This window comes from Halomonas maura (assembly GCF_030409305.1).
Taxonomy (GTDB): Bacteria; Pseudomonadota; Gammaproteobacteria; order Pseudomonadales; family Halomonadaceae; genus Halomonas; species Halomonas maura.
Genome location: NZ_JAUFPQ010000039.1, coordinates 1 through 1,408, shown reverse-complemented (window position 1 = coordinate 1,408; position 1,408 = coordinate 1). Strand labels below are relative to the sequence as shown.

Here is a 1,408-nt window from a genome sequence, read left to right as displayed (position 1 = left end):
ATCACGAGTGCGAATGCTGACATGAGTAACGACAAGGGGAGTGAAAAACTCCCCCGCCGGAAGACCAAGGGTTTCTGTTCGACGCTAATCGGAGCAGAGTGAGTCGGCCCCTAAGGTGAGGCTGAAAAGCGTAGCCGATGGGAAACGGGTCAATATTCCCGTACCTCACAGTATTGCGATGGGGGGACGAAGAAGGCTAGGTGAGCCAGGCGTTGGTTGTCCTGGTGAAAGTCAGTAGGCTGGGGGTTTAGGCAAATCCGGACCCCTAAGGCCGAGAGACGAGACGAACAGACTACGGTCTGGAAGTCATCGATGCCACGCTTCCAGGAAAAGCCTCTAAGCTTCAGATACTGTGGGACCGTACCCCAAACCGACACAGGTGGTCAGGTAGAGAATACCAAGGCGCTTGAGAGAACTCGGGTGAAGGAACTAGGCAAAATGGTGCCGTAACTTCGGGAGAAGGCACGCCGCATTAGGGTGAAGGTCCTCGCGACTGGAGCCTGACGCGGTCGAAGATACCAGGTGGCTGCAACTGTTTATTAAAAACACAGTACTCTGCAAACGCGTAAGCGGACGTATAGGGTATGACGCCTGCCCGGTGCCGGAAGGTTAATTGATGGTGTTAGCTCACGCGAAGCTCCTGATCGAAGCCCCGGTAAACGGCGGCCGTAACTATAACGGTCCTAAGGTAGCGAAATTCCTTGTCGGGTAAGTTCCGACCTGCACGAATGGCGTAATGATGGCCACGCTGTCTCCACCCGAGACTCAGTGAAATTGAAATCGCAGTGAAGATGCTGTGTACCCGCGGCTAGACGGAAAGACCCCGTGAACCTTTACTACAGCTTCACACTGGACGCTGATGTTGCTTGTGTAGGATAGCTGGGAGGCTTGGAAACCCGGACGCCAGTTCGGGTGGAGCCAACCTTGAAATACCAGCCTGGCATCATTGGCGTTCTAACTCAGGTCCGTGATCCGGATCGAGGACCGTGTGTGGTGGGTAGTTTGACTGGGGCGGTCTCCTCCCAAAGCGTAACGGAGGAGCACGAAGGTACCCTCAGCACGGTTGGAAATCGTGCAATGAGTGCAAGAGCATAAGGGTGCTTAACTGCGAGACAGACACGTCGAGCAGGTACGAAAGTAGGTTCTAGTGATCCGGTGGTTCTGTATGGAAGGGCCATCGCTCAACGGATAAAAGGTACTCCGGGGATAACAGGCTGATACCGCCCAAGAGTTCACATCGACGGCGGTGTTTGGCACCTCGATGTCGGCTCATCACATCCTGGGGCTGAAGTCGGTCCCAAGGGTATGGCTGTTCGCCATTTAAAGTGGTACGCGAGCTGGGTTTAGAACGTCGTGAGACAGTTCGGTCCCTATCTGCCGTGGGCGTTGGAGATTTGAGAAGCGCTGC

Annotated in this window: 1 rRNA gene; it reads left to right on the top strand. The window is 54.8% G+C overall.

The features are described from left to right. Positions 1 to 1,408, top strand: a 23S ribosomal RNA gene (locus QWY76_RS20045); the annotation flags it as partial.